The 20867-nt window shown below is 61.5% G+C and carries 18 protein-coding genes; 8 read left to right on the forward strand and 10 right to left on the reverse strand.

Annotation, left to right across the window (positions count from 1 at the left end):
• Nucleotides 1–66: 66 nt before the first annotated feature.
• The gene (locus JSS95_08895; protein ID MBS1799926.1) at nt 67–798 is read left to right on the forward strand and encodes an isoprenylcysteine carboxylmethyltransferase family protein; all 732 of its coding nucleotides are present in this window, start codon (nt 67–69) and stop codon (nt 796–798) included.
• Between the two features lie 144 nt (nt 799–942).
• Here the strand turns inward: JSS95_08895 and JSS95_08900 are convergent, their stop codons facing one another.
• The 3 genes from JSS95_08900 to ruvA all read right to left on the reverse strand — a co-directional run bounded on the left by JSS95_08900 (nt 943) and on the right by ruvA (nt 4297).
• On the reverse strand, nt 943–1239 hold the full coding sequence (locus JSS95_08900) for an HU family DNA-binding protein (GenBank protein MBS1799927.1): 297 nt from the start codon (nt 1237–1239) through the stop codon (nt 943–945).
• A gap of 497 nt (nt 1240–1736) precedes the next feature.
• The gene (locus tag JSS95_08905) at nt 1737–3236 is read right to left on the reverse strand and encodes a glycoside hydrolase family 5 protein (protein MBS1799928.1); all 1500 of its coding nucleotides are present in this window, start codon (nt 3234–3236) and stop codon (nt 1737–1739) included.
• Between the two features lie 458 nt (nt 3237–3694).
• Nucleotides 3695–4297: a Holliday junction branch migration protein RuvA gene (ruvA, locus tag JSS95_08910; protein ID MBS1799929.1), complete on the reverse strand. Its 603-nt coding sequence runs from the start codon at nt 4295–4297 to the stop codon at nt 3695–3697.
• 118 nt (nt 4298–4415) lie between these two features.
• On the opposite strand from ruvA, the gene JSS95_08915 reads away from it, so the two are divergent.
• The gene (locus JSS95_08915; GenBank protein ID MBS1799930.1) at nt 4416–5111 is read left to right on the forward strand and encodes a Crp/Fnr family transcriptional regulator; all 696 of its coding nucleotides are present in this window, start codon (nt 4416–4418) and stop codon (nt 5109–5111) included.
• 239 nt (nt 5112–5350) lie between these two features.
• On the opposite strand, the gene JSS95_08920 is transcribed toward JSS95_08915, so the two are convergent.
• Nucleotides 5351–5557: a PEP-CTERM sorting domain-containing protein gene (locus JSS95_08920; protein MBS1799931.1), complete on the reverse strand. Its 207-nt coding sequence runs from the start codon at nt 5555–5557 to the stop codon at nt 5351–5353.
• Nucleotides 5558–6434: 877 nt separating this feature from the next.
• On the opposite strand from JSS95_08920, the gene mnmE reads away from it, so the two are divergent.
• Complete coding sequence (mnmE, locus tag JSS95_08925; protein MBS1799932.1) at nt 6435–7868, forward strand: tRNA uridine-5-carboxymethylaminomethyl(34) synthesis GTPase MnmE; 1434 nt, start codon at nt 6435–6437, stop codon at nt 7866–7868.
• Nucleotides 7869–8052: 184 nt separating this feature from the next.
• The gene (locus JSS95_08930) at nt 8053–9483 is read left to right on the forward strand and encodes an arabinose isomerase (protein ID MBS1799933.1); all 1431 of its coding nucleotides are present in this window, start codon (nt 8053–8055) and stop codon (nt 9481–9483) included.
• A 69-nt stretch (nt 9484–9552) separates the two neighbouring features.
• On the opposite strand, the gene thrS is transcribed toward JSS95_08930, so the two are convergent.
• On the reverse strand, nt 9553–11607 hold the full coding sequence (thrS, locus tag JSS95_08935) for a threonine--tRNA ligase (GenBank protein ID MBS1799934.1): 2055 nt from the start codon (nt 11605–11607) through the stop codon (nt 9553–9555).
• Between the two features lie 164 nt (nt 11608–11771).
• On the opposite strand from thrS, the gene JSS95_08940 reads away from it, so the two are divergent.
• Nucleotides 11772–12026, forward strand: coding sequence for a hypothetical protein (locus JSS95_08940; protein ID MBS1799935.1), 255 nt, complete (start codon nt 11772–11774; stop codon nt 12024–12026).
• A gap of 214 nt (nt 12027–12240) precedes the next feature.
• Here the strand turns inward: JSS95_08940 and dnaA are convergent, their stop codons facing one another.
• From dnaA to JSS95_08955, 3 genes are all read right to left on the reverse strand, one after another.
• Nucleotides 12241–13677: a chromosomal replication initiator protein DnaA gene (dnaA, locus tag JSS95_08945; GenBank protein ID MBS1799936.1), complete on the reverse strand. Its 1437-nt coding sequence runs from the start codon at nt 13675–13677 to the stop codon at nt 12241–12243.
• 327 nt (nt 13678–14004) lie between these two features.
• Nucleotides 14005–14316: a hypothetical protein gene (locus tag JSS95_08950; protein MBS1799937.1), complete on the reverse strand. Its 312-nt coding sequence runs from the start codon at nt 14314–14316 to the stop codon at nt 14005–14007.
• Between the two features lie 153 nt (nt 14317–14469).
• Nucleotides 14470–15027, reverse strand: coding sequence for a DUF3617 domain-containing protein (locus tag JSS95_08955; GenBank protein ID MBS1799938.1), 558 nt, complete (start codon nt 15025–15027; stop codon nt 14470–14472).
• A gap of 163 nt (nt 15028–15190) precedes the next feature.
• Between JSS95_08955 and JSS95_08960 the strand changes: the two genes are divergently transcribed.
• The gene (locus tag JSS95_08960; protein MBS1799939.1) at nt 15191–15607 is read left to right on the forward strand and encodes a cupin domain-containing protein; all 417 of its coding nucleotides are present in this window, start codon (nt 15191–15193) and stop codon (nt 15605–15607) included.
• Nucleotides 15608–15651: 44 nt separating this feature from the next.
• On the opposite strand, the gene JSS95_08965 is transcribed toward JSS95_08960, so the two are convergent.
• Together JSS95_08965 and JSS95_08970 are read right to left on the reverse strand one after the other, a co-directional pair.
• Entirely contained in the window at nt 15652–17316 is a 1665-nt protein-coding gene (locus JSS95_08965) for a cbb3-type cytochrome c oxidase subunit I (protein ID MBS1799940.1), read from the reverse strand.
• Nucleotides 17313–17540: a hypothetical protein gene (locus JSS95_08970; protein ID MBS1799941.1), complete on the reverse strand. Its 228-nt coding sequence runs from the start codon at nt 17538–17540 to the stop codon at nt 17313–17315. The genes JSS95_08965 and JSS95_08970 overlap by 4 nt, the downstream gene beginning before the upstream one ends.
• A 165-nt stretch (nt 17541–17705) precedes the next feature.
• Here JSS95_08970 and JSS95_08975 point away from each other — a divergent pair, with 165 nt between their 5' ends.
• Both JSS95_08975 and JSS95_08980 read left to right on the forward strand, forming a co-directional pair.
• Entirely contained in the window at nt 17706–18038 is a 333-nt protein-coding gene (locus tag JSS95_08975) for a PadR family transcriptional regulator (protein MBS1799942.1), read from the forward strand.
• A 13-nt stretch (nt 18039–18051) separates the two neighbouring features.
• Entirely contained in the window at nt 18052–20775 is a 2724-nt protein-coding gene (locus JSS95_08980; GenBank protein ID MBS1799943.1) for an ABC transporter permease, read from the forward strand.
• Nucleotides 20776–20867: the final 92 nt, after the last annotated feature.

Raw genomic sequence — 20867 nt, forward strand, 5'->3', positions numbered from 1 at the left:
ACTGGAGTTCAATGTCTCGCTAAAGGAATGGGCGCACCGCGCGCCCAGTTGCTTCGCCCCGAAAAAATGAAAGCATCTGCGTTTGAGTTTCGATTTCGTTATCTAATCCACACGATCGTCTTCGTGCTTGGCTTTGCAACGCCGTGGAACTACTGGCTGCATCTGGACACAGTGCGCACGTGGCAGTGGCTGGCTGCGCAACTTGCGCGGCACGGCTGGCTGGGCTTCAGCGTGGCTACCGATGCCGTGCTCGTACTGGGAATCGCATGGGCGCTGAAGGCCGCGTGGCTGCGCACCTGGGGTGCAGCGTACCTGGGCGCGGGCATTGTCAACGATGCGTCGCTGCACGGCAACCGCATTGTGGCCGCAGGGCCGTACCGCTATATGCGAAACCCGCTCTACTGGGGAACGTTTGTTCATGCGCTGGCGTTGGCGCTGCTGATGCTGCCCAGTGGCGCTCTGTTCACTGTCGTGGCCATCGGGCTGTTTCAGTTGCGGCTAGTCGGCGCCGAAGAGGCGTTCCTTGCAGAGAAGCTGGGCGAGCCGTATCGCGCCTACTGCGCCGAGGTCCCTCGCTTCTTCCCCTCGTTTCGTCCGCGCGTGCAGTCTTCGACGGTAAAGCCCGCATGGGGCCTGGCGGCGCTGGCCGAGATCTATTTCTGGGGCGTCTTCATTTCGTTCGCCGCCCTGGGGTGGAGGTACAACTCGTTCCTCATTATCCAGGGAGTGCTGGTTTCGCTGGGAGTTTCGCTCATCGCACGGGCGTTTGTGCCCAGGCCTGCTGCGCACGAACTGTAGAAACAAGAGAGCCCGGTGCCTCGATATGGATGCGAGGTGCGGGCTCTTCTAATTCCTTCTACCGCAGCGCGTTGTAGCGTTCGGACGCGCTGCGGTATGGGAGGGCCTTGCTGCTTCCATCACCCCCTGAGAGGCGTGATGGAACTACTTCTTCGGGGGAGCGATGGTGTCCTTCGCAACCTTGGCGACGCGGAACTTGACCACGGTCTTGGCCTTGATCTTGATGGTCTCGCCGGTTTGGGGGTTGCGGCCGAGGCGGGCCTTGCGCTCAGCCTTGACCAGCTTGCCGATGCCGGGGATCGTGAACTCGCCGTTCTTCTTGGTCTCCTTGACGGCGGTCTCGGCGAGCAGGTCGAGGAAGGCCGCGGTCTGCTTGTTGGTGAGCTCGAGCTTTTCTGCGAGTGCGCGAATGAGTGCTGTCTTGGTCAATCCCTTTGCCATGTGTGTTGCTCCTTCGTGGATCAGTTTGTAAATTTGGGGCCGCCCGCCTCGCCCGTCCTAAATCACCTGAGTCGCGCGGTTCAGAACGTGCGAATCGTCAGTGTTCATGCGGGTCCGGAGAAACCGTACCGCAATTCACCTTCAGCCTTTTCAAAGGCTTTGTCAACCCGATTTCTCCGGTTTCCACAGGTTTTTTTAGGGTTTTTCCGGTTTTTGTGGTTCAAGGGGCCAAAAAGGGGCGATTTCCGGGTGTTTCCTAAGTTTTCTTTATACGTATGAGGAGTGCCGGGTGGGATCGTGGGAGCCTCGGTGCAGTGAAAAGATGGTTCGAGATGCGCTCGAATGAATTCACATCTGGCGATGAGACCGCCAGATATGGAGCGTCGGCCGAGATTGAGCTGAGAAGAAAATTGCGCCCCACCGATCTTCCACACCCCTGCTGGAGACAGAGGGGAGAGGCCGGTGGAGCGCGAGGTCGAGGGGTTCGAGGAGGGCCTTTAGAAGCCGTCCGCCTCAGCTGATTTTCTTTGCTGCGTTGGCAGGAACGGTTGTTGGTGAGACAGCGCGTCCTGATTGTTTTCCTCGTCGAAACGGAGAATCGACGGTGGAAGGTGGGGACGATAGGCCTGCGCGATCTCTACATTGCCGTTGCGCGGCGCCGCGGTGGGTTGCACATAGACAGGCGCCATGGGCTGCGCCTCAACCGGAGCTGAGCCAGGCATCTGCATCAGCCTGTTGAGCGCGACGAGCTTGAACGGGTTGGAGGGCGAGGCGTAGTCGGAGTCGAGCAGACCGTTTGCGTCCTCGCCGTTGAGGGCCCACGAGGTCCAGCTGATGTCGGGGTTCTTGCCGAGGTAGGAGACGAGGGCCTGGAACCACTGTCCTTCCGATCCGGTTGCAGAGCCGGTGATGTCCTGCGTCTTGTTCGATGTTCCGAACTCGCCGACCCAGACTGGAGCGATGCCCTCACGGCTGATGTAGCCCCAGTGACGGTTCCAGACTGACTCGAGCGAGGCCTGGGTCGCACCGTCGAACCACTTCTGGCGGTACTCGTTCGGGCCGTAGTCGTGCGCGGAGTAGACGAGCTGGTTGGGCACGTTGAGGCGGACGGGGGCGTGACGCACGCCCTGCAGGTTGCCTCCCCACCAGTAGAAGTCGTTGTTCACCGCATCGGTGCCTTCGACAAAGACGACCAGCCGCGGGTTGATGCTGAGGACGGCGTTGCCGCCGCGTTCTGCGGCAGCGCGCCAGTCGCGTGCCGAACCGCAACCGGACCAGCAGGCCCCGCCGGAGTTGGCGTTGTGCGGCTCGTTGCGGAGGTCCATGCCGACGACGGTGGTGTTGCCGGCGTAGCGGCGCGTGAGCATCTGCCAGTCCGCAATCCATGAGGACTCGGGATAGTCGGCGGTGTACCACAGGCCGCTGCCCTGGGCGGAGTCGCCGGCCTCGGAGCGATGGTTGTCGAGGATGACCTTGAGGCCGATAACGCCAGCCTGCTCGATGATGCGGTCGAGGATCTGGAGCGAGTTCAACCCGCGCAGGGGCTGGTTGATGACGCCATGTTCACTCTGGAAGGAGATGGCTTCGGGCACGATGGGGTGCTCGACCATGTCGTTGGACAGCGGGATGCGGACGGTATTGAAGCCGCTGCGGTGGATGGTGTCGAGGATGGCGCGGTAGTCCTGCACGGCGAGGCCGCCTGGGACCTTCCGTACCGTCTCAAAGCCGTACCAGTTGATGCCCTGAATACGGACGGTATTGCCACGGTCGTCGACGATCCGTGTTCCGGCAGTGTGCCAGTAGCCGGTATCGGCTGCGCGGGTGGAGGCGAGGACAAGATGCTTCTGCTTGTGCTGCTGGTAATCGACGCGCACCTCATGCGCGATGCGGCGGAAGGCCACTTTCTGGTGGTTGGGGTTAACGTCGGGGTGAATCGTCGACCAAGCCAGTACAAGAAAATGAAAGACAGCCAGGAAAAAAGAGGAAATGAAGCTCATCGGAATCTCCAGTTTTTTCTTGGTAAAGCGGTTAACACCTCTCGGTATCGAGTGTTCTTACGCAATTTACGAGTTAGAGGAATCGTTGTCTGGGAGAACCGAAGCAATAAAACAAGTAAGCACAGCCGATGAAGAGAACGTACCCACTTTGGGGCTTTGGTTTCCCTTCACCTGTTTGTGAATCACCACTCTTTGGTGGGAGATTCACTCCAAAAGAGCCAACTTAGGAGAACCACTCGTAAGTACTGACTCTTCGAGGTTTAATGAGTAACATCAATATGAGCCATTAGTAACTTAATCTTTGGTTACCATGCTCTTTTTCTTACCTTTAATTCCCGCGAAGAGACCTGGGAGAAGTACATGCCTGTGTTTATGCAAAGCACAGGCCAAACCCGTCCGGAAGTGGAATAATTCCGGACAAGCCTTTTATTTACAGTTTGATAGTGAGTGAACTCGGTCTAGCGAATGGACGCCATGGCAGCGCGAAAGAGGGATTCGAAGTCGTCTCGAGTGGAAGAGTTTTTCTCAATGGCGACTTCAATTGCCTTTTGTGCCACGGGGCGGGGGTAGCCGAGGTTGACCAGGGCTGAGAGAGCATCGTCGGCCGCCGGGCCGTGATGTGCGCCGCCGGTCGCCGTCTCGAGGCCGGGGACGGCGAGGTCGTCGAGCTTGTCCTTGAGCTCCAGGACGACGCGCTCGGCGGTCTTTTTGCCGATGCCGGGGATCTTCGTCAGGGTGGCGTGGTCGCCGGAGCGGATGGCGGCGACGAGGCGGTCGGAGGAGATGCCGCTGAGGACGGTGATGGCCAGCTTGGGACCGATGCCGGAGATGGTGAGCAGGCGCTCGAAGAGTCGCTTCTCCTGCGTGGAGGCAAAGCCGAAGAGGGCGATCTGGTCCTCGCGGACGTGGGTGTGGATATAGAGGGCGGCCTCGGCGTTCTCCGCCGGAAGCTCGGAGAAGGTGGCAACCGAGATCGCGACGTCGTAGCCGACGCCCGAGCAGTCGATGATGGCCTGGTTGGGGGTCTTCGAGAGGAGGCGGCCGCGCAGGTGGGCAATCATGCTGAGGGTGATTGTAAATGGGTGTGGCTGAAAGCAGTTTCGAACTTCGCTCGAATGTCCTTCGCAGGCTGGTTGAAGAACGGAGAAGCGGTAGCATGGGTAGCAGGGGCACACTGGAATGAAGACGGACGGACGGGATTGCCAGACTTGCGCTGTGCGGAAGACGGACTGCTTCTGCAGCCTGACGCCGGAGTCGCTGGCCAACCTGCAGTCGCTCGGGAGTCCGATGTACGTCGAGGCCGGAGAGCGCGTGCTGCATGAAGGGTACGCGGCCGACAGGGTTTATGTGGTGTGCCATGGGAGGGTCAAGCTGACGGCTTCATCGCCCGAGGGCAGGTTGCTGATTGTGCGTATCGCCGGACCGGGAGATGTGCTGGGGCTGGCGGCGGTGCTGAAGGGGAGCACCCACAAGGTGACGGCCGAGGCCCTGGAGAAGTGCGAGATGAAGGCCATCGCCCGGGCGGAGTTTCTCAGATTCATGGACAGGTATCGCGATGTGGGCCACAACACGGCGGTGACGATGGCGCTGGAGTACGAGGGCGCGATGCTGAGCGCGCGGAGGCTGGCCCTCTCAGGATCGGCTTCGAGCAAGCTCGCGAGCGTTCTGCTGGAGTGGGGCCGCATGGGTGGCGGCGAGGGAGCGCTGGAGTTCCGCATGCCCCTGACGCACGAAGAGCTGGGAAACATGGCCGGGATCTCGCGCGAGACGGTGACGCGGCTGCTGGCGAAGTTTCGCCGTGAAGGCATGGTGAAGCAGACGAGGGCGACGATGGTGTTGCCGGAGCCCGAGGCGATGGAGAAGAGGTACTGCTGACCGGGGCCTCTCGCGCTGGACTCGATGCGAACAACTTCTTGTGACTCCACACGGCATTTTTGCCGGGTCACATTGGTGGTTCCAAATCAGCGTACCCAGGCCTGCCGCCCCAGGCTGTTATGTGACGGGCCTTCGGCCCTGAAGACTACACCTGCGAGGAATGTGCTCTACAGTCCAAAAAAATGGGAACGCCGTGTGGCGTTCCCGAGCTTTCTGCGACTGCCTGTTGCTGCCGTTGGTTACGCTTTGAGGAAGCGGCGGCGGAGCTGAGCGGCTGCGCCGACGAGTCCGGTGCCGAGCATGATGAAGGTGCTGGGCTCAGGCGTTGCGCCGGTTGGGGGTGTGACAACCGGACCGCTGCCGACGTTGATGACGGAGGAGTCAAGGCCCTGGGTGAAGTCGTAGTACTGGTCGCCGGGGCTCAGGTCGTACATGCGGAACTCCATCTGCCCGCTGGTGAGCGAGGCGTAGAGTGCGGCAAGCAGGGCCGGGTCGGTCGAAGAGAACCATCCGGTGTCGAGGATGTCGTTGCCGAAGCCGTTGCCGCTGGAGATGAGCGTGTTGCCGGTTCCATCGGTCTGGTTGGTTGCAATGCTGGAGAAGTTTCCAAAGTTGACGTTGTTCACCAGCAGGAAGTTCTGGTTGTAGTCGAAGTCGCCCGCCTGGCTGTCGCCGTCGTACAGCGAGATGCGGAAGGAGGCCGATGCGATTCCGCCGCCGAGCTGCGAGAGGACGGAGGAGTCAAAGCCGGTCTGGGTTCCGAAGACGAAGGTGGAGACGGCAGGCGCATTGCCGATGAACTCTGTGCTGGCTGCGACCTGGCTGACGATGCGGTTGCCGTTCGTGCCGGTCAGGTCGGCGACGATGCCGCCAACCGCGGTGACGCCCGTGGGAATCGCGCCGCCGGTGGGCGAGGTTGTGGTAAGAGGCGTAGCCAGGGCGGCAGGAACGATCATGCCCATGGCCAGGACTGAGGCGAAGCAGGACAACTTCATTGAAACTCCTTCATCGGATAAAGAATTAAATTGGTTCGCAAAAAGTAAGAGGCCCGGGGGGAGGTGTTTTGTTTCCTTCGGAGCATTTGGGGTGCCAAACCGATTTACAAGAGATTTGTAGTTTCGTGCGGGGTACGGATCGCATTTCGTGCAAGAGATTGCAAGGCATGGGAGGGCAAACTCCACTGGGTTAACAGAGTTGGTTCTTCGGAGGCGGCAAGTGTGCCCGGTTTGCTAAGTTTTTTGTTTCTTCCACTTATTGGTGTTGACCGATATAGCTCCGACAACGCTTGGTAGTCTGAGCATGGAGGCTGTTCGCTTCATCGTTATGGATTCAGAACATGCAACTGAGACCATCGTCGCTATCTCCACTCCTCCGGGGCGGGGAGGGATCGGCGTGGTGCGTCTGTCTGGGCCTGAGGCCCGCATCATCGGTGAATCGCTGCTCGAGCTGAAGCGCCCGCTGGAGGCGGGGCGCGCACGGTTTGCGCTGATCGTGGACGCGAGCGGCGCGGTGCTGGATGAGGCGGTGACTACGTACTTTGAAGCGCCTCACTCGTACACGTCCGAAGATGTGGTGGAGATCGCCGCGCATGGCTCGCCGGTGGTGCTGGAGTTCCTGGTGCGGCAGTCGATTGCCGCGGGCGCGCGGCTGGCGGAGCCGGGAGAGTTCACCGAGCGCGCGTTTCTGTCGGGGCGGCTCGACTTGACTCAGGCCGAGGCCGTGCGCGATCTGATTGAGGCTTCGACGCTGAACCAGGCGCGGGTGGCGGCGCGGCAGCTTGGAGGAGCGCTCTCGCGGAGCGTCGCTCCTATCAAGGAGAGGCTGGTATCGCTGATCGCAGGCCTCGAGGCTGGCGTGGACTTCGCCGAGGACGATATCGACACGATGGCAGCGGAGGAGATCTCTGCGCGCATCGGTGCGGTCGAAGCTCCCTTGCGCGAGCTGGAGCGCGGCTTTGCGTATGGCCGCATCGTCCACGATGGTCTGCGTCTCGCGATTGTGGGAAGGCCCAACGCGGGCAAGTCGTCGCTGTTCAATCGCCTGGTGGAACGCGACCGCGCGATTGTGACGGCGACGCCGGGGACGACGCGCGATCTTGTAACCGAAAGAGTTGCAATTGAGGGCATCCCCGTCGAACTGATCGATACGGCGGGACTTCGCGAGGCGAGCGACGAGGCGGAGACGATCGGCATCGCGAAGTCGCGCGAGGCCATGGCCGATGCCGATCTCGTGCTGCTTGTGGTCGACGCTTCGAGCGAAGCCCACGCCGAGAATGCGGCGACGCTGGCAGCGATGGAGGGGCGTCCGGTGCTGGTGGCGTTCAACAAGGTCGACTTGGGTGTGGTGGCGGACCGGGATTCTTCGGTAGAGAAGCAGGTTTCTCCGCTGCGGCCTGCGGCCTCCGGTCGAAATGACGGCATTCCCGATCAGAGGGATGAAAGGCCAGGTGTGGTGCGCACTTCGGCGATAACAGGAGAGGGCATCGCCGAGCTGCGAAGGGCCATCGTCGCGCTTGCAGGCGCGGGCGTGCCGGAGCAGGAGACGGCGCTGGTGACGAACCTGCGTCAGCGGCAGGCGATTACCTCGGCGCTGGAAGCGTTGACGAATGCAAAGACCGCTGCCGGAGCAGACGTCCCGCACGAGATGCTGCTGCTCGATCTCTACGAAGCGCTGGCCTCGCTCGATGGCCTGACGGGAGCGACGACGGCGGAGGACATCCTGCGGCTCATCTTCTCGAGCTTCTGCATTGGAAAGTAGGATAGAGGGCCTCAGGGTATGCCTGGTCGCGTCTCCAGGTGAGCCGCCATTTCGACGAAGCGTAGAGACGTGTCATTCCGAGCGAATCGAAGGAAGTCTCAGATAACGAATCAGAATAGCGGTAGACGCTCGCCACTCAATCCCATAAGCTGCTCGTTGTGTTTGAGTAAGGCGAGGAGAGTGCGTGAGAGCTGAAGGTCTTCGAGTAGGGCTGGCGGGCATCGGGCTGGAAGCGTACTGGTCTCAGTTTGAAGGCCTGGAAGAGCGGCTTCGCGGCTATCTCGGCGAGGTGCGGCGGAAGATCGAAGGCGGCAACCGAACCATCGTCAACCTCGGTCTTGTCGACAGCCACGCGAAGGCGATCGATGCAGGGCACGCGTGCCGGCAGCAGGACATCGACATTCTGCTGGTCTACGTCACGACGTACGCGCTTTCGGCGAACATCCTTCCAGTCATTTTGCGGGCACAGGTTCCGGTTGTCTTGTTGAACCTGCAACCCGAGGCAGCGATCGACTACGCTCGCTTCAACGCGATGGGCAGCCGCGCCGAGATGACGGGCGAGTGGCTCGCCTACTGCAGTGCATGTCCGGTACCCGAGATTGCGAATGTTCTTCGGCGGCTGGAGATACCGTTTCAACAGGTGACGGGCGTATTGCACGACGATTCCGTGTGCTGGGCCGTGATCGAGGAGTGGCTGATCGCAGCTGAGATTGCGAAGACACTGAGCCACAGCCGCATGGGGCTGATGGGGCATTACTACGGCGGTATGCTCGACATCGCGACCGACCTTGTGCAGGTGAGCGGACGCTTCGGCGCGCATGTCGAGATCGTCGAGGTCGATCAACTGAGCGCCCTGCGGCGCGAGGTGACGGAGCAGCAGACAGCAGCCAGGCTCAAGGAGTTTCACAGCTTCTTCACGATTGACGAGGATTGTTCTCGCGAGGAGTTGGACCGCGCAGCGACGACAGCGGCGGCGCTGGACAGAATGATTGCGGACAACGCGCTCGACATGCTGGCTTACTACTACATGGGTTCGGGGATTGCGGAAAACGAGAACACGATGAGCTCCATCATCCTCGGCGCCTCGATGCTTACGGCCAAGGGAGTTCCCATAGCCGGTGAGTATGAGATCAAGAACGTTCTTGCGATGAAGATCATGGACGCGCTCGGAGCAGGCGGTTCGTTCACCGAGTATTATGCGATGGACTTCAACGAAGATCTTGTGCTGATGGGCCACGACGGGCCGGGCCATGCGCGGATTGCGCAGAACAGGATCCGCGTGCGTCCGCTGAAGGTCTATCACGGCAAGGTGGGGCGCGGTCTCTCGGTGGAGATGGCCGTGAAGCATGGCCCCGTCACGCTGCTCTCGGTTGTCGAGGACAAGGACAGAGGCTTCTGCCTGCTTGCAGCCGAGGGCGAGAGCGTGGAAGGGCCGGTGCTTGAGATTGGAAATACAAACAGCCGCTATCGTTTTCCGCTCGGCGCGCGCGGGTTTGTGGAGGCATGGAGTGCCTGCGGCCCCGCGCACCACTGCGCGATCGGTATCGGGCACAGGGGCAGTCAGCTTCGCAAACTCGCTGAGCTGATGGGCCTTGGATTTCACCAGGTTTGTTGAAGAGACAGGCCGCAGGTCCCACCCTTCGCTGCACGAAGGAGGGGGCACCTGGCGTCTCGATGCGATTTCCTACAGATCGACGCCTCTTGAGGCGACCAACCCCTTCGCGCGTTCGATGAAGGCGGCGAGCGCGACGGAGCCTTCGTCGCCCTTGCCGCGCGTTCTTACGCTGACGGCTTCGGCAGCGGCTTCCTTGTCGCCCATCACGAGAACGAAGGGGGCCTTCTGCACGGCGAAGTCGCGGATCTTGGCCTTCATCGGATCGTTGCGCTCGTCGAGTTCGACGCGCAGACCGGCGGCCTCGAGCTTTGCTTTTACCGTGCGGGCATAGTCGAGATGCTTGTCAGAGGAGATGGGCACCAGGCCGATCTGCACGGGCGCGAGCCACAGCGGGAAGGCACCGGCGTAGTGCTCGATGAGCACGCCGAAGAAGCGCTCGACCGATCCGAACAACGCGCGGTGCACCATGACGGGGCGGTGCTTCTCGCCGTCCTCGCCGGTGTATTCGAGTTCGAAGCGCTGCGGCAGGTTGAAGTCGAACTGCACGGTGGAGAGCTGCCACAGGCGGCCGAGCACGTCGACCAGCTTGATGTCGATCTTGGGACCGTAGAAGGCGGCCTCGCCGGGGATCTCGCGGTAGGCGATCGCTTTCGCGTCGAGCACCTTCTTGAGCGACGCGACCGCGCCCTCCCAGTGCTCGGCCTTGCCGACGTAGTTCTTCGTGTCCTTCGGGTCCCAGGTGGAGAGCTCCACCTTGAACTCTGCGAAGCCGAAGGCCTTCAGCACGCTGTCTGCGAACTCGACGCAGGCCGCGATCTCGCTCTCCACCTGCTCCGGGGTGCAGAAGATGTGGGCGTCGTCCTGGGTGAAGCCGCGGACGCGCAGCAGGCCGTGCATGGTGCCACTGCGCTCGTAACGGTAGACGTTGCCCAGCTCGGCGTAGCGCTGCGGCAGGTCGCGGTAGCTCTTGGGCGAGTTCTTGTAGATGAGGATGTGGCCGGGGCAGTTCATCGGCTTCAGCCGGTACTCGGCGTCGTCAAGCTCCATCGGAGGGTACATGTTCTCGGCGTAGTAGCCGTCGTGGCCCGAGATCTTCCACAGCTCGCGGCGCATGATGTGCGGCGTGTAGACCATCTCGTAGCCGCGGCGGATGCACTCGTCGCGCATCCAGTCTTCCATGGTCTTGCGGATGAGGCCACCCTTGGGGTGCCAGAAGATGAGGCCGGCGCCGGCGACCTCCTGGATGGAGAAGAGGTCGAGCTGTTTGCCGAGGACGCGATGGTCGCGCGCCTTGATCTCCTCGAGCCGCTTGAAGTGCGCCGTCATGTCCTTGTCGTTGAAGAAGGCGGTGCCGTAGATGCGCTGCAACTGCTGGTTCTTCTCGTCGCCAAGCCAATAGGCTCCGGCGATGCTGGTGACCTTGAACGCCTTGACGCGGCCGGTCGAAGGCACGTGCGGGCCGCGGCAGAAGTCGGTGAAGTTGCCGTTGCGATAGAGCGAGATCTCGTCGCCGGGTTTGGTGAAGCGTTCGATGAAGTGGACCTTCATGAACTCGCCGTTGGCAGAGTAGTCGGTGAGTCCCTTCTCGCGTGTCTCTTCTTCGCGGACGAACTTTTCGTCGCGCGCGACGACCTCGGCCATACGGGCCTCGATGGCGGCGAGGTCGGCCTCGGTGAAGGGCGTCTCGCGGTAGACGTCGTAGAAGAAGCCCTGCTCGGTGGCGGGGCCGTGGCCGAGCTTGGTCTCGGGGAAGAGCTCGAGGATGGCCGTCGCCATGACGTGCGCGGCGGAGTGGCGCACGACCTTGAGCGCCGCCTCGTCGTTCTCCTTGAGCAGCTCGAGCGCGACGTCTTCGGTGAGCGGCGCGGCGAGGTCGACGAGGCGCTCGCCGGTCTCAGCGGACGAGGAGTACATGCCGGCCTCGGTCTGGGTCTCGGCCTGGGTCTCGTTGGAGCCCACCTCAGGCGATGGGGCACCCGGAGTCAATGGCCGGATGCGGGCGACCACGACGGCGGCGGCCAGCCGGGGGGAGATGCTCATCGCAATGTCATGCGGGGTGCTTTCGCGCGCAACCTCGCGGACGGAACCATCGGGAAGCTCAACTTTGATCTTCTGTTCACTCATAGGACGTATCTCTCAAGCATATTTGCTTTAGGGCGCTTGCACCAACTTCTCCTCTCCAAGGCGCATCTATCTTTGCAGGCCGTATTCGATGAGCAGCGGCGTTCGACGAGATTCCGGCACGTCAACCGTTTTGCACCTAGTTGCAGCACTCATGGAGATGACCCATGCAGGCCCTTTGTTCGCCGACTGAAATCGCCCCCGATGTTAAATGCCCCGTCTGCAAAAAGGGCTTCCGCCTCTTCTGGGAACGCACGGACAGGCACGACCAGCTTGCGGCGTTGCCCGAGATACTCAAGGCGCTTCGCGAGCATCACCTGGAGGATGCTGCGCCGCATCATCCAGAGACGCCGTTCAACGTTCCGAGCTGGCCAGGTCTTCCGCAGTTCTCTGGTGCCGCGCTACTTGGCGGAGCGTACTAACGACGCTGCATCTGTAGTGGTATGTGTGCGATGCAGAATTGAGGGTCCCACATCTGGCGAAGAGACTGGCAGATAGGGCGCACCGGTTTTGTGGCATATGTTGGCTTCTCCCAGGCATCCTGCGAAACATGCAGGTCTCTTCGACAAGCTCCTGGCAAAGAGATAAAGCCGCCTCGTAAAGAGGCGGCTTTTCAAAAGCGCGACGTTTAGTGCGTCAGCTCAGCGTCTCCATCATCTTGTTGATGGTGCGGTTGAGGTCCTTGTCCATCCTGCGCTGTTCGTCGATCTTGCCGATCGAGTGCATGACGGTGGTGTGGTGCTTGCCGCCGAACTGGCGTCCGATCTCCGGCAGCGAGGCCTCGGTGAGCTGCTTGGCGAGATACATGGCGATCTGGCGCGGCACGACGATCTGGCGGGAGTTGTTCTTCTGCTTCAGCTCGGCGACCCTCATGCCGAAGTTCTCGGCGACGGTGCGCTGGATGGTCTCGATGGTGATCTTGCGCACCTGCGTGTCGATGAACTGCTTCAGGCACTGCTGCGCGACGGCGAGCGTGATCTCGACGCCGTGCATCGAGCTCCACGCGATGACGCGGACGAGCGCGCCCTCGAGCTCGCGCACGTTGGTGCGCACGTTCGATGCGATGAAGAGGGCGACGTCGGTGGGCAGCTGCGTCTGCTCGGACTCGGCCTTCTTCTGCAGGATGGCGACCTTGGTCTCGAGGTCCGGCGGCTGGATGTCGGCGATCAGTCCCCACTCGAAGCGCGAGCGCAACCGGTCATCGAGGTCGGCCAGCTCTTTGGGAGGGCGGTCCGATGCGATGACGATCTGCTTCATCGACTCGTGCAGCGCGTTGAAGGTGTGGAAGAACTCCTCCTGCGTGCGCTCCTTGCCGGAGATGAACTGGATGTCGTCGATGAGCAGCACGTCGACGTTGCGGAACTTGTCGCGGAAGCTCGTCATCTTCTGGTAGCGGACGCAGTCGATCATCTCGTTGGTGAATTTTTCACCCGAGACATAGCAGATGGCCGAGTGCGGCTGACGGCGCTTTACCTCGTGACCGATGGCGTGCATCAGGTGGGTTTTGCCCATGCCGACGCCGCCGTAGAGGAAGAGCGGGTTGTAGGCCTTCGACGGGCGCTCGGCGACGGCCTGCGCGGCGGCGGTGGCGAACTGGTTGCCCGAGCCGACGACGAAGGAGTCGAACTGATACTTGGAGTTGAGCTGCGCGGCGGTGTTCCAGTCGAAACGCGACTGCTCCGGTCCGGGAGCGGCGGGTGCGCCTTGCGTGAGCGTGCCGTTGGCGCGCGCCTGCCGGGGAGCGTTCTGGCTATGGCTGGGCAGCGGGGCGAACCCGCCGTCCTCGCGCACCTTGGGAGCGCGGGGGTCCTGCTCGGGCGTCGTGAAGGTGACGGAGTCGACATCGAGAGCGAGGTTGTCGATCGCCTCCTGAATGAGATCGGCGTAACGGTCGCCGATGTGCTGGAAGTCCGATGACGGGATCCGCACAAAGAGCTTCCTGCCTTCAAGATGAGAGAACCGGGTCGGCTTGAGCCATGTCTCGTAGGACTGGCGATTGATCTTCTTCTCGAGCGCGCCGAGGATGCGTACCCAGTAATTCAATACGGCCGTTGCCGTCGGGACGAATGACATTCCTATATCCTTCTTCTTCTATTCCCTGTCTTGCACCCAGCGGCCCGCAATGGCTACGGAAACCGGCGACTCACTCAAAAAAATCAAACCCGGCAAACAGAACTCCATCCTGTCCGGTTGCGGACAGAGCGGTCGATTCGTCTGTATTGCCAGAAGTCTCTCCGCCCCGCGTGTCGATCTACGCATTGCGAAGAGGAGTTGTACAACCAAAAGGCAGAGTGCGGAACTGCTGGGGGACCTGCAGAAAAACATCTTGCGAACGGGTTTGATAGTAGCACGGAAAACAGCGCACGATTCAAGGCCCGTGACCGAAAAATTTTGTTTGCACTATTCATGGTGAAGAAGTCGAAACTCTCTCTCCATCACCGGGAAAATATCACTGACATCAGTGTAAATCCGCTGCACGAAAGTGTCCTTTGTGATACCTTCGCGCGCCGTGAATCGTTTGCATTGTTGATGCAACTTTGTTGCCATCGCGGCGATGAAAGCGTTGTGCACCGCGCGCGCAGCAAAAGTACATGTTCTTTCGACAAACACATGCGCTGCATCCCGACGCGCATCAACACAAAGCTGCGATGCGCGTACGGCGAACGTTGCCGATGCCTGGCGCATGTTGCAGTGAGTCAGTCCGTGCGTCATGCAGTTGCTCGACGAAACCTGCGATGACGCTTTAGGGTGCGCTGCCGATCGTTCAGATGACAGGGATGTACCTGCAAGCGATGGCGAGGCTGTTCCACGCATCGATGGCGCCGGCGGCGAAGGTGAGTGCGGCAAGCTGCGTCCGTGGCCCGCCTACTTCATGATCACCTTCGGCGTGTCCGGCGAAACGCCCCCGCAGTCCGCGCCCTGGTAGACGCTGTCGATCGTCATGTCCACCACGATCGGCTGCGGCTGCCGTGCCGACACCGCCTCCATGTGCATCGTGCCGTGTACCTTCTCCGTGCTGAGGAAGCTCATCTGCATGTGCCCCTTGGCGCTGTTGCCGGTGCCGTCCGCCGACCCGCACACCATGTCGGCCGACATGCCGCTCGAATCCTGCTTCAGGTTCAGCACCTTGCAGTTCTGCCGGTCCTGCGCCTTGGTGAACATCTCCTTCCACTTCTCCGGCGTCAGGCACGACTCCGTCTCGATCGCTCGCGGCTCCGCTCCCGGCACGGGGCGGCCCATCGCCTTCATCCTCTCGGCGACCTCCGGCGGGATATTGATTCCCGTCATCTTCGTCACCGTCGTCCCGTGCCACAGGCCCATCTTTACCGGAGGCGCGGTCTGCGCCCCGACCGGCGCCGCGCCCGCCAGCACCACTCCCGTTGCTGCAATCGCTGTACAAAGAATCCTCTTCACGATCGTCATCCCTTCTTCGTATGATTAGGCCGTAAACATGAGCAGATGCAAGTATCCTCTTACAGGCTGCATCCGCGAAAGCACAAAATAAGACAGTAGCCAGCGTCACGCATCTGAAACCACGCAGTCTTTTTCAGGGCATTGCAGATCTGCCGAGCAAGGAACCAGAACGATGAAACCCGTCAAGACCTTCAACGTCCTCGGCGAAACCGTCGAGATCCTCGTCACCAGCGAATCCACCAACTACTCCTTCTGCATGCTGGTGCAGACATCGCCCCCCGGCGGAGGCCCGCCGCCGCACTTCCACAAATTTGAAGACGAGGTCTTCACCGTCATCGAAGGGGAGTTCGAGCTCTTCGACGGCAGGCAGTGGAACAAGGTCCCGCCCGGCGAACAGGTGCACGCCCTGCGCAACCAGGTGCACACCTTCCGCAACTGCGGCAAGACCGCCGGCAAGATGCACTGCGTCGCCATCGACGGACGCCTCGACGAGTATCTCGAAGCCATCTCGCCGCTCGAGCTTCCGCAGGACATGCCTCGCCTCCTCCAGATCTCAAGCGAGTACGGCATCACCTTCGCCGCGCCCTGAGATAAAGTCTGGCCGGGCTTCGACCTCGGCCGTCATACACAGCTTCAGGCGGCGGGGTGAGGTTGATGTTCCGGTTGGTCGATGGAGGCATAGTCGTAGGCCTCGCGCGTGACGGTTGGAGGCTCGGGGAAGTTCTCGGTTGGCGGCGGTGAGTTGGTCTGCCACTCGAGCCCATAGGCCCGCCACGGATTGGGGCCGGCGACCGGGCCGTAGTAGAGCGACCAGCAGAGATAGATGACGGTGAGCAGGTAGCCGAGTCCCATCACGCTGGCCCCCGCCGTGGACATGACGTTCAGCACCTGCCATTCCGGAGGGTACATGGCATAGCGTCGCGGCATCCCGAGGTAGCCGAGGATGAACTGTGGGCCGAAGGTGAGGAAGAAGCCGATGAAGATGGTGGTGGCAGCGAGCTTGGCCGGGGCTTCGGGGTACATGCGGCCGGTGATCTTGGGCCACCAGAAGTGGAGTCCGCCCAGGTAACCCATGATGACGGAACCGACCATGACAAAGTGGAAGTGCGCCACGATGAAGTAAGTCTCCGTCAGATGGACATCCATGCCGAGAGAGCCGAGAAAGACGCCGGTGCATCCTCCGATGATGAAGAGCCCCAGAAAGCAGAAGGCGTAGATCATCGGGGCGGAGAAGGTGATCGAACCTTTATAGAGAGTCGATGACCAGTTGAAGACCTTGATCGCTGAGGGCACGGCAACGAGCATGGTCAGAAGCGAGAAGACCAGCGCGGCATACTGGCTGATTCCCATGATGAACATATGGTGCGCCCAGACGAAGAAGCCGAAGATGGCAATCGCGACCGACGAGAACGCCACGGCCGAGTAGCCGAAGACGCGCTTACGCGAGAAGCAGGCGATGATCTCCGAGATGACCCCCATCGACGGCAGCACCATCACATAGACGGCAGGGTGCGAGTAGAACCAGAACAGATGCTGGAACAGGAGCGGGTCGCCGCCGATAGCGGGATCGAAGATGCCGATGCCCATCAGCCGCTCAATGGCAATCAGCACGATGGTGATGGCAACAACGGGTGTTCCAAGCACCATGATGATCGATGCCGCATAGTGCGACCAGATGAAGAGCGGCAGCCGGAACCAGGTCAGCCCCGGCGCCCTCATGCGGTGGATCGTCACGATGAAGTTGAGTCCGGTAAAGATGGACGAGAAACCGGCGACGAAGGCCGCGAGCCCCGCTGAGATGACGTTGGTATTGACGAAGCGCGTAGAGAGCGGAGTCGTGAAGGTCCAGCCGGTGTCGACGCCGCCTGCGATCACCGTATAGAGCAACAGGATTCCGCCGATGACAAAGCAGTACCAGCTCAGCAGGTTCAGCTTCGGGAACGCGAGATCGCGCGCTCCCAGCATCATCGGGATAAGAAAGTTGCCGAGCACCGCGGGAACGGCGGGGATCAGTACGAAGAAGACCATCACGATGCCGTGCATGGTGAAGACCTTGTTGTAGGTGTCCATCGCCATGAGGTCGGACTTCGGCGTCAGCAGCTCAAGCCGCAGGATAAAGGCGAGCAGACCGCCGATGGCGAAGAAGAACGTCACGCCTATCAGATAGAGCAGGGCAATGCGCTTGTGGTCCTGTGTCAACAGCCAGCTCTTGAGGCCGTGCGAGGCGTTCAGGTAGCTGGCTTCGGATTCGCGCCCCGGAGTGGCGACGACGGAGGTGGGGATGGCGGTGGTGCTCATGCGTGGATGGTCCTCAGGTCTGTAGGGCCGGGCTGGCTCAGGCTCAGCGCGGCGTTGAAGCATTCGTGTACGGCGAGAACGATCAGCGGCGGGCAACTGGCGCTCGTCCCGTAGCCGGGGCAGGCCGCGTGCGGGTCGCAGGCCTTGCGACGGAGAGCGGCTGTGCGCGGGCAGTTCGCACAGGCGTTGGCGCATGAGCCGGGTTGAAGGACGCGGAGGGTCATCGCTCAATCTCCCTTGAAAAGACAAGGATGACCGAGACGACGCGGGGAAGAATGTGACGGCGGTCACAATACACGTAAGAGATTTGTCAGGCATCTTTCTCCCCTTGCGCTTCGACACAACGTTGCGCTACTCTTCTGCTGTCGAAGTAGCAGGGGAGAAAACCGATGGGCGATAAAAGGCTGGAACTACCGCAGGGAACCTTGGATATGCTGATCCTGAAATCGCTGGAGCTGGAGCCGATGCACGGCTGGGCGATCTCCGAGCGGCTGCAGCAGATCTCGGGCAATGTGATCCAGGTGCAGCAGGGATCGCTGTACCCGGCGCTGCACCGTCTGGAGCGCCGAGGGTGGATCAAGGCCAACTGGGCGGTGAGCGAGAACAACCGCCGCGCGAAGTATTACGAACTGACGGCGAAGGGTCGTAAACAGTTGGCATCCGAGACCGCCGACTGGCAGAAGCTGACCGGCGCGGTCGACCAGATACTCCGTATGGCCTGAAGGGAGTCAAGCGATGGTGAACGATATGCTTTACCGCCTGCGTGCGTTGTTTCGCAAGGACTCGATGAACGAGGACCTGCGCGAAGAGCTGGAGTTCCACATCGAGCGCGAGGCGGCGAAGCATCGCGCATCGGGCGTCGATGCAGCGGAGGCGATGCGTCGCGCGCGGCTGGCGCTGGGAGGCGCGGCGCAGGTGGAGCAGCGGGTGCGCGACCAACGCGGCGTCAACGCCGTCGAGGGCTTGATCGAGGACATGCGCTTTGCGCTGCGGCAGCTTCGCCGCTCGCCGGGTTTCACGATCACGGCGGCGCTTACTCTGGCGTTGTCGATCGGCGCGACCATCACGATGGTTCGCATCGTGCGGTCGGCATTATTGGAGCCGCTACCGTTCCCGCAGCAGGACAGGCTCGTAGGAGTGGCCTTCACCCAGCCGCAGCAGTCGCCGAATGACAACCAGGCAGGCAACACGGCGAGCTTCCTGTTGCAGCACGCGAAGTCGTTTCAGTCGGCGTCGGTGTATGCCGAGGGGACCGCCGGTGCAAATCTGGCAACCGGCAACCAGACGAGCGACGGAGCCGTGCAGGTTGCGATTCAGGCAGTCGATCGCAACTTTTTTCCGACGCTTGGCGTGCAGCCGATGCTGGGGCGTAACTTCTCTGCTGAGGAAGACAGGCGCAACGGGCCGAAGGCGATCATCCTGAGCTACGGTCTGTGGCAGCGGATGTTCAACGGCGACACCGGCATCATCGATCGCGTCGTGCACCTGAACGGAGAGAGCGTCGCGGTCGTCGGAGTGATGCCCGCGAGCATGAGCTTTGGCAGCGACGACTCACGTTCCTTGAGCGCCGAAGCCGACGTCTGGCAGCCGCTTGCGCTCGACACCGCGGACCCCGGCTACTACGGGACGAACTACAACATGCTCGCGCGGCTTCGCGATGGCGTGACGGTCGAGCAGGCACAACAAGAGGTCGCCTCACTCGACAAGCCGCTGTACAAGGAGTTTCCGTTTCTGACACAGTGGCTCAGCGTTGCGAAGACGATTCCGGAGTTCAAACTGTGGCCGTTGCAACAGGTGCTTGTGAGCAACATCCATTCGAGTATCGTTGCGCTTACGGCGGCCGTGCTCGCTGTTTTGCTGGTGGCCTGCCTGAACCTTGCGGGACTGAACGCCGCGCGGGCTGCGAGCCGTGAGCGCGAGATTGCGCTGCGCAGCGCTCTCGGGGCATCGCGGTTTGAGATTGTGCGTCTGCTGGTCTCGGAGAGTTTTCTGCTCGCCATCGCGGGAACCGCCCTCGGGCTTGGCGTCGCAAGCGTCATGCTTCCAGCGCTGCTGGCCAATGCGCCGATGGCGATACCGCGCACGGGCGGCGTACATTTTGCCGCGATCTTCGCAGCCACCGTACTGCTGGTCTTCGTTGTCACGTTACTTTGCGGACTGCTGCCGTCCTGGCTTGTACTGCGCCGCAGCACTGCCGCGAATCTGCACACGCGGCAAACCACGGGAGCGTCTGCTCCGCACAGCCGCATGAGCAAGGCGCTGCTTGTGGCGCAGACGGCGATTGCGGTCCTGTTGCTCTCGGCGGCATCGCTGCTGCTCGTCGTATTTCTTCATCTGCGCGCCACGCCTTCAGGAGTGCAGCCGGAGCACCTTGCCGTGGCACAGGTGAATCTGAAGGGAAGCTCGTATGCCTCAACGCTTGCGACGACCCAGTTCATCCAGAAGGTCATCGATCGCCTGCAGCAATACCCCGGCGTCAAGCAGGTTGCGGCCAGCAATGGCTTTCCTCTGGACCGCGGACTGAACATCACGATGCCGCCGACGGGAAATCTGCAGAAGTCGGATCTGGTGGAGCTTCGGCTGGTGACTCCGGGCTACTTCCGCGCGGTTGGCATTCCTCTGCTTGCTGGCCGCGATATCGCGGAGACGGACAGGGCGGATTCGGCGCCCGTGATCGTCGTGAGCCAGGCGATTGCGAAAAAGCTCTGGCCGGGCAAGTCTCCGGTGGACGAGCACGTCAAGGCATTCTTCGGCAAGAACTCTCCGCCGCTGACGGTGATCGGCGTGGTTGCGGACTCGCACACGCACTCGCTCGCCGAAGATCCCGCGCTGCTGATCTATGAGCCCTTCACGCAGCAGTCCGATAAGAGTATGGCAACGCTCAATGGCTGGTTCCGCACCAGCTTTGCGATTCGCAGTGCGGCCGACACGGACCTTGCGGCGGCGGTGCAGAAGGCGATCCATGACGCCGACCCGGGCATTCCTGTCTCGCGCTATACGACGATGCAGACGATCATCGACAACTCGCTGGCGCGGCCCCGGTTCTTCTCATCGTTGGTCACCGCATTCGCGGGATTTGCGCTGGCGCTGACGGTGATCGGGCTGTTCGGCCTGCTGAGCTACCAGGTGACGCAGCGCACGCGCGAGATCGGTGTAAGGGTTGCTCTGGGAGCGACGCGGGGACAGGTGCTGAGGTTTGTTCTGAAGCGTGGGCTGACGTTGACGCTGCTCGGGCTTGCGCTGGGATCGGCAGCGAGCTTGCTGTTGCCTCGGCTCATTCACTCGATGATGAGCGACATCATCACGGGTGGAGGTCATGTGGCGACGGGGCTGCTCGGCACGTTGCCGGCGCTTGCTGTGGCGTGTGGCGCGATGCTGCTTGCGGCCGTGGTTGCAAGTTGGCTGCCGGCGCGGCGGGCTTCGGCGATTGAGCCTATGGAAGCGTTGCGGATGGAATAGACGGGCGTTCGAGCTTCGCTCGAATGAACCCACATCTGGCGATAAGACCGCCAGATATGGGGCACCCGTGCTTGTTATGTGAACCGAGTGGC

It is taken from the genome of Acidobacteriota bacterium (genome assembly GCA_018268895.1).
GTDB lineage: Bacteria > Acidobacteriota > Terriglobia > Terriglobales > Acidobacteriaceae > Edaphobacter.